This window comes from Ligilactobacillus murinus DSM 20452 = NBRC 14221, assembly GCF_001591685.1.
In the GTDB taxonomy this organism is placed as follows: domain Bacteria; phylum Bacillota; class Bacilli; order Lactobacillales; family Lactobacillaceae; genus Ligilactobacillus; species Ligilactobacillus murinus.
Map to the genome: position 1 here is coordinate 1 of NZ_BCVJ01000068.1, position 7,332 is coordinate 7,332.

7 protein-coding genes and 1 pseudogene are annotated in these 7,332 nt (G+C 39.6%); 3 read left to right on the forward strand and 5 right to left on the reverse strand.

The features are described 5' to 3' along the window. Position 1 precedes the first annotated feature (1 nt). From LMU01S_RS09285 to LMU01S_RS09295, 3 genes are all read right to left on the reverse strand, one after another. Complete coding sequence (locus LMU01S_RS09285; protein ID WP_056958224.1) at positions 2 to 391, reverse strand: Abi family protein; 390 nt, start codon at positions 389 to 391, stop codon at positions 2 to 4. 608 nt (positions 392 to 999) lie between these two features. After that, positions 1,000 to 1,347: an ATP-binding protein gene (locus LMU01S_RS10720; RefSeq protein ID WP_056958222.1), complete on the reverse strand. Its 348-nt coding sequence runs from the start codon at positions 1,345 to 1,347 to the stop codon at positions 1,000 to 1,002. Between the two features lie 234 nt (positions 1,348 to 1,581). Next, on the reverse strand, positions 1,582 to 2,400 hold the full coding sequence (locus LMU01S_RS09295) for a MurR/RpiR family transcriptional regulator (protein ID WP_056958220.1): 819 nt from the start codon (positions 2,398 to 2,400) through the stop codon (positions 1,582 to 1,584). 155 nt (positions 2,401 to 2,555) lie between these two features. On the opposite strand from LMU01S_RS09295, the gene LMU01S_RS09300 reads away from it, so the two are divergent. From LMU01S_RS09300 to LMU01S_RS09310, 3 genes are read left to right on the forward strand one after another with little or no spacing between them, the layout of a single operon-like run. Next, a complete protein-coding gene (locus tag LMU01S_RS09300) occupies positions 2,556 to 3,248 on the forward strand; it encodes an N-acetylmannosamine-6-phosphate 2-epimerase (RefSeq protein ID WP_056958218.1) in 693 nt (230 codons plus the stop codon). A 6-nt stretch (positions 3,249 to 3,254) separates the two neighbouring features. Beyond that, positions 3,255 to 4,754: a PTS transporter subunit EIIC gene (locus tag LMU01S_RS09305; protein ID WP_056958216.1), complete on the forward strand. Its 1,500-nt coding sequence runs from the start codon at positions 3,255 to 3,257 to the stop codon at positions 4,752 to 4,754. A 2-nt stretch (positions 4,755 to 4,756) separates the two neighbouring features. Continuing rightward, a complete protein-coding gene (locus LMU01S_RS09310; RefSeq protein WP_056958214.1) occupies positions 4,757 to 5,224 on the forward strand; it encodes a PTS sugar transporter subunit IIA in 468 nt (155 codons plus the stop codon). A 61-nt stretch (positions 5,225 to 5,285) separates the two neighbouring features. On the opposite strand, the pseudogene LMU01S_RS09315 reads toward LMU01S_RS09310, so the two are convergent. Together LMU01S_RS09315 and LMU01S_RS09320 are read right to left on the reverse strand one after the other, a co-directional pair. Then, a pseudogene (locus LMU01S_RS09315) lies at positions 5,286 to 5,641 on the reverse strand (bacteriocin immunity protein). A gap of 220 nt (positions 5,642 to 5,861) precedes the next feature. Beyond that, positions 5,862 to 7,241, reverse strand: coding sequence for an FAD-dependent oxidoreductase (locus tag LMU01S_RS09320; protein WP_056958212.1), 1,380 nt, complete (start codon positions 7,239 to 7,241; stop codon positions 5,862 to 5,864). Between the last annotated feature and the right edge of the window lie 91 nt (positions 7,242 to 7,332).

Here is a 7,332-nt window from a genome sequence, read left to right on the forward strand (position 1 = left end):
TCTATTTGTTCTTACCTTCTTTTTGACACCAATTTCTAAATTCCAAATATCCAAAAGGCCCATATTTATCTCCCAACAAATATGCAATTCGTGTATTTAACGTTGCTTCTATATCCTCGATCGCATGCTCTACTGCATTTCTTAAGTGTTTATCTCGATAATAACGGGCAACAATTTTTGCAAAATCTACATTATCGTATCTACCGTCGACAAAATATGGATAAGCATAATCTTTCAACTGGTAATATCCCAAAGTGCTAATAGTTTGTATATTCTTTAAATACACCGGTAAAGTTTCATCTAATTCATTAAAGCTGTAATCAAACTTCATCCCTCTATTATGGAACAACTCTAGCTGTTCTTTATAACTCAATTGCTCATATTTTTTCATCTTAATTTCTCCCCAAATAAAAAAACCCCCACGTACGGTCTCTGAGCATAAGCTACAAATTCCAATGTGGAGGGATTGATCTTTTTTCACCTACACTCTATCACTTTTTGTGAAATATTGTCAATCATTTATTATGCTATGTGTGAATTTTTTGTTACTCACGTCATCAAACTAAAATTTCACCGCCACAGCGATCCATCCCTTCATCACCACAAGCCTTATTCTAGCTAAAATAAACTAACTTACAAGTTGAGTTTTTTATATTGATTTTTAACCACACAAAGGCCCCAGTGCCAAACATTTCTGTAGGAAGTGTTTTACGGGCCATCCATATCAGTTGACGGACATCCATATATATTGGAAAGAACACAAGAAGCTTCTGTGAAAACAGCCTAAGCCATTCTCACAGAACTTCTCTAAAAACATTTACTCTTTACCTTCAGATTTCCACATGTCTAACAATTCACTATTTGAACTATTTGGCGCTTCTTCTTTTGGAAGTTGCTCAATCTTGACTATTACAGGTAAATCAAACGAAATTCCTGTAATAATTGCCTGTCCTGCTGATAAATTAGGAATACTTGATTTTTAAACATAATCTAAAGACGTCATCGTTTTATCAAGTAATTATGAATTTGAGAAACAATTGTTGCCGAAATATCAGAAGGCCTTTGACTAGCTATTGTAAGATAATATCCAAATTTACGTCCTTCCTTCACAATTTCTTCAAAAACGTCTAGCCTGTAATCTTTCCATTTTTCAGATTCAACAGTTGAATTTTCTGAAAGAATATTATGTGCCTCATCAACTATTAAATTGAAAATTTTATCATGATCAAACTGATCTCTATGGATATCATAACTTATTTTGGCTATCAGCATTGGTAGCAACATTTGTATATCTTTGTTAACACTTTTTAGTGAAACCACATTTACATTAGTTTCATTAAATATCACTCGTACCTCCTGTGAATTCTCAATTTTAAGGACCTTATCAAAGTCTGTATCCTACTGGTGTCTTACCTTTTAGTTTACTTTATTCGTTCATTATTGTAATAGTTGATCCCGTTTTCTATTACTTTGATCAATTCTGCTTGTGTTTCATACCTTCATTAGAAAATTTGGTCATAGTAAAAAACTCCAAGTTAGATTTTCCATTCAACTTAGAGTGTTTACTTCATCTCCCTACCTTCACTCCATCTTCCTCTTATTCAAAATAGCCCGAACGACCTTTTCTCGGGCATTTATCGTATCAGCCGAATTTAGTTTTTCGTATTCATAGACCAAAACATCTGCGACCAATAACTGTGACATCCGTCCGATAAGTGAACCTCCATTTAGAAAATCATCGACTGCCGTTTGTAACACGATATCAGCTTCAAGTGCGATCGGTGAAGCCGGATAAGTGGTGATCGCAATGACCTGAGCTTGGTTTTTCTTAGCGATCTTTAGCGGTTCTAACGTATCCTTTGTTCTTCCCGTTAACGAAAAAACGATAAATAGATCTGAGCTATCGGTGATCGCTGCTAATTGGGCTTGATAATGCGGATCAGTCACCGCCTGCGCCCTTACTCCGATCCGTAAGAGCATACTTTCCAATGCCTTACTCGAAAGCGCACTTCCCCCTACACCTAATATATATATACGTTTGGCTTTTCCTATTGCTGCAACAGCTTTGGCAAGTGCTCCTTGATTTAATTCACTTAAAGTCGTCTTGATCGTCTTAGTCAACGCATTTTCGATGCTGGCATACGGCGACTTTCCTGTTTGCTCAACATTGCTGGAATAATCTTCTTTTGCGACCTCAACTTTTAAATCAGAAAAACCACTATACCCTAATTTGTGGCATAGCCGTACGATCGTTGCATCACCGACCTTGGTCTTTTCCTTGATATCATTCATCGTTTCATAAATAATATCGGCCCCTGCCCATAAAAAATGATCGGCGACCTTCTTTTCGGCTGGCGTTAATTCAAAATAACTTTGATGGATCTTTTCCTTTAATTTCATCGTTATGACCTCTCCTTATACCATAACTATACACTTTTTTGGAGTTTTTCTCCATAGTATATCAAAAACGGATAAAAACGTTTACAAAAATCCTCAAGCGTGTTATATTATTTTTGGAGATATTATCCAAAAATTATAAAATTGGAGTGAGATGTATGCTGAAATCAGAATTTTTACGTAAGATAGATCACGGTTTGATCGTGTCGTGTCAAGCTTTACCGGGTGAACCGCTCTATACACCTGAAGGTGGAGTAATGCCTCTCTTAGCACTCGCTGCCAAACAAGCCGGTGCTGTTGGGATCAGAGCCAATTCAGTACGTGACATTTTAGAGATCAAAGAAAAAGTTGATCTTCCTATCATCGGGATCATCAAACGTGACTATCCACCAACCAAACCTTATATCACACCAACGATGAAAGAAGTTGATGAATTGGCCCAAACCGGCGTTGAAGTTATCGCCCTTGACTGTACTTTACGCAAACGTTACGATGGCTCAACTATCAATGAATTCATTAAACAGATCAAACAAAAATATCCCGACCAATTGTTGATGGCCGATATTTCGACTTTAGAAGAAGGTCTAAACGCTGCTAAAGCTGGAGTTGATTTTATCGGGACTACCTTAGCTGGTTACACCAAAGAAAGTGTTGTCTTAGATGGTCCTAATTATCAATTGATCAAAGCGTTAGTCGATGCTGGGTTAGATGTGATCGCCGAAGGTAAGATCCATGACCCAAAACAAGCTAAAAAAGTCCAAAAATTAGGTGTAGCCGGGATCGTTGTCGGAGGTGCGATCACACGCCCTAAGGAGATCGCTACACGTTTTATTGATGAGTTAAGGGGGTAAAATACCATGTTTAAACAATTTTCTCGTTTAGGCAAAGCCTTTATGTTACCGATCTCGATTTTACCAGTCGCAGGTCTTTTGCTTGGTCTAGGTGGTGCGCTCAGTAATGAAAGCGCTGTTAAAACTTATCCATTTTTAGACCAAGCCTGGTTACAAACGATCTTAAAGGTCATGAGCTTTGCTGGTAACGCGGTCTTTTCCAATTTAGCATTGATCTTTACGATCGGGATCGCAGTTGGATTAGCCACCAGTGACAAAGGAACAGCTGGTCTCGCTGGTGGGGTGTCATTTTTAGTTTATACAGCAACGATCAGTGGTTTACTTGAATTATTCTCGCCTAAAGGTGCAACTATCGATACTGGGGTCGTTGGAGCGATCGTTATCGGTTGTACCGTTGCCTATCTGCATAATCATTACCGCAAGATCCAACTTCCCCAATTTTTAGGTTTCTTTGGGGGTTCACGCTTTATCCCGATCATCTCAGCTTTAGCCGCCATCGTCATCGGTGCCTTCTTTTACCTGATCTGGCCTCCGATCCAAAGTGGATTGCGGGTCGCTGGAGAAAACATCGCACACATGGGCGCCTTGGGAACATTTCTTTACGGTTTCTTGCTTCGTTTGACTGGCGCGGTCGGGCTACACCATACGATCTATCCTCTCTTTTGGTACACTTCGCTTGGTGGAACTGAAGTCGTTGCTGGACATACGATCTCGGGTGCGCAAAATATCTTCTTTGCTCAGTTAGCCGACCCTAACCATACTGGTCTTTTCACTTATGGAACACGTTTCTTTGCTGGACGGTTTGCGACCATGATGTTTGGCTTGCCAGCTGCTGCTTATGCAATGTATCGTTGTTTACCAAAGAAAAACCGTAAAAAAGATGGTGGTTTATATCTCAGTGGTGGGCTGACTTCATTTTTAACGGGGATCACAGAACCGATCGAATATACCTTCTTATTCGTAGCGCCATGGCTATATGTGATCCACGCCTTTTTAGACGGGTTATCCTTCCTCTTTGCTGATCTTTTGAATATCCGGATCGGCAATTCGTTCTCAGGTGGCTTTATTGATTTCTTGTTATTTGGGATCTTACAAGGTGAAGATAAGACGAATTGGTTACGTGTCATCTTCTTTGGGATCATCTGGGCGATCGTCTACTATGTGGTCTTTACCTTCTGCATCAAGAAATTCAAAGTGGCTATTCCTGGTCTAGAATCCGAAGATACCCCATCCGTTCAAGCAGTGCCGACCGATAATTCTTTAAACGCTGAGTCCAAGCTCGTGATCCAAGCACTAGGTGGAGCTGAAAACATTGAGACCGTTGAAGCCTGTGCGACTCGTTTGCGTGTTGCAGTCGTCGATAAGAGCAAAGTCGACAAGAAAACTCTCAAAAGCTTAGGTGCAGTTGCCGTTTTAGAAGTAGGTGGTGGGATCCAAGCTGTCTTTGGTGGTAAAGCTGATCTCTTTAGCCAAGAGATCAATCAAATTTTAGGAGAAGGTGATTAAAGATGTTTGGTTTTAAGAAGAAAAAATTAGAATTAGCCATGCCCGTTGACGGTAAGATCATTTCTTTAGCTGAAGTTCCAGACGAGGTATTTTCTACTGGAATGATGGGACAAGGTTTTGCGATCGAGCCAAGTTCAGATGAGATCTATGCTCCAGTTGCTGGAACGATCACTAATGTTTTCCCGACAAAACATGCGATCTCACTCAAGACAAAACAAGGGCTAGAGCTTTTGTTGCACCTAGGGCTTGATACCGTTGAACTAGCTGGAAAGCCTTTTGAAATATTTGTATCAGCTAACCAGAAAGTCACACCTGACACTCTCCTTTGTAAAATGGACCAAAGCCAGATCACTGCGGCAAAAAAATCTACTGTTGTCTTAGTCCTGGTAACTTCGGGTGAAGACGTTACTGTAACTGATATGGATAGCTCATTACATGGTACGATCTGTGGCTCAGTAAAGATCGGGTAATAACAACACAATGAAAAATAGGCTGAAGATCATGTTCAAAACATTGATCTTCAGCCTATTTTTATCGTCTTGGAAAATCTTCAAGAAAACCATAAAATTGTGATTTATCCGAATAGTCTGCTCTATACCTACTATTTAGACCTGCCTTTTTAGCAACATCACTTAGCTTTACCAAAAGCTTTCCATCTTCACCTAAAAAGCGGATCCGATTATTAAAACCGACCATATATATATATATTTGACAAGCCGATCGACGAGATATTCAGGATATTCTTCTTGATCGATCTTTTTGTAGACTTGTGCCAATACATCTAAAATATCTAATAATGCTGAACTTTTTTCTGGACGTTCTGCTAAACTATTATACAATTCATGGATCACTTCTTTTACGTAATTTACATTAACTTTTTTTGGCATTTTGCTCCTCCTAAACATACCACTAGTGCTTCCAATACCTCCAACGAAACTAACTTTAGAAGATAGCGCCGTGTCGTACTTTGTGTTTTTCCAGTAAGTTCAGCTATCTACCATTTATCTACCATAAATCTACCACTTATCTACCACTTTAGTATTCATTTTACCTACACAAAATAGCCCTACACTAATACCTTTTCAGTGTAGGACTACATTTTTTCATCTATTCGACAAACGCTTCTTCACCTAAAGCTTGTTGAGCTGCTAGATTGAGCAAGCTCCATTGACGGTCAAAACCTGGTTGGAAGAAGAAATCTGCTTTAGCTAGATCTTCTAGCGTCATTTTTTGTTGGATCGCTAAGGCTAAAACATTACCTTGCGCAGTCACATCATAAGTTGACAATACCGCTCCGCCTAGGATCTGATGGGTCAGTTTATCAAAGAAGAGCTGCACAAAAACTTTAGGGTTGCCATTTTTAGCTGGCACATATTTTGGACGTAAAGTGTCTTCATAGTAAGCCGAGCTGAGCGTAACACCAGCTTTTTTCGCTGTAAAACTGTTTAGACCACTTGTTGCAAAATGATAGTCAAAGACGCTCAAAGCTGAAGAGCCGACCACACCGCTAAATGGTTCACTTGGGATATCTTCAAATAAATGTGCCACCACATAGCGGGCTTCACGTCTGGCAACAGTTGCTAAAGCGATCGGTAATTTAGTTTTAGCTGGGATCGAATAAGCTAATGTCGCATCACCTACAGCATAAACATCTGGTAAGTTAGTACGCAAATACTCATCGGTGACGATCCAGCCGTCTTCATCTAGGTCAACTATCCCTTTGAGCCATTCTGTATTAGCAAAGACACCCGCAGCCTGGATCACCAGCTCAACGGGATATTCGGCTTGGTCGGTCTTCACCGCTTCGACCTTCGTATCACCGACAAAAGCTTCGATCTTCGCACCAGTCACGACTTTGACGCCTTTTTCTTCCAACTGTGCCGTTAAAATATCGGTCATTTCTTTATCTAAATATGTGCCTAAGGGCCGCTCAAGCGCATCTAATAAAACAACTTCTTTGCCAGCTTTAGTGAAGGCTTCAACTGCTTCGATCCCAATATAACCAGCACCGATAACAGCGACTTTTTTTACGCTCGTATCTGCTAACTTAGCTTTGATCTTTTTAGCCCAGTCATAACCGCGCATCAAAAAGACATTTTCTAAGTCATTTCCCGGGACCGGTAGAGCTTTAGGTTTGACGCCTGAACTCAAGATCAATTTGTCGTAAGGATACTCTTTAGTTTCATTTTTTTGCTTATCAGTTACCGTTACTGTTTTAGTATCCGCATTGATCGTTTTTACTTCGTGGTTGTTCAAAATGTGGACATTTGGTTGGGGGAAATTTTCAGGTCTAAAATTACGTACATCGTTGACATCTGTAACTTGATCTTCCAAATATAGCTCCATTCCACATGACATAAACGAGATAAAATCACCAGCTTCAAACAGTGTGATATCTACATTTTGCCCATAACGTGACAACAATTCTAAGATCGATTGATGCCCCCCATGTGAGGCACCAACAATAACTACTTTACTTTTTTCCATCAAAGTTCCCTCCTTATAAAATCGATTTCATTGTACAAAATATTTCATTAAAATGTCAAATAAAAAAGATCAAGCCTTTTTTATAAGACTT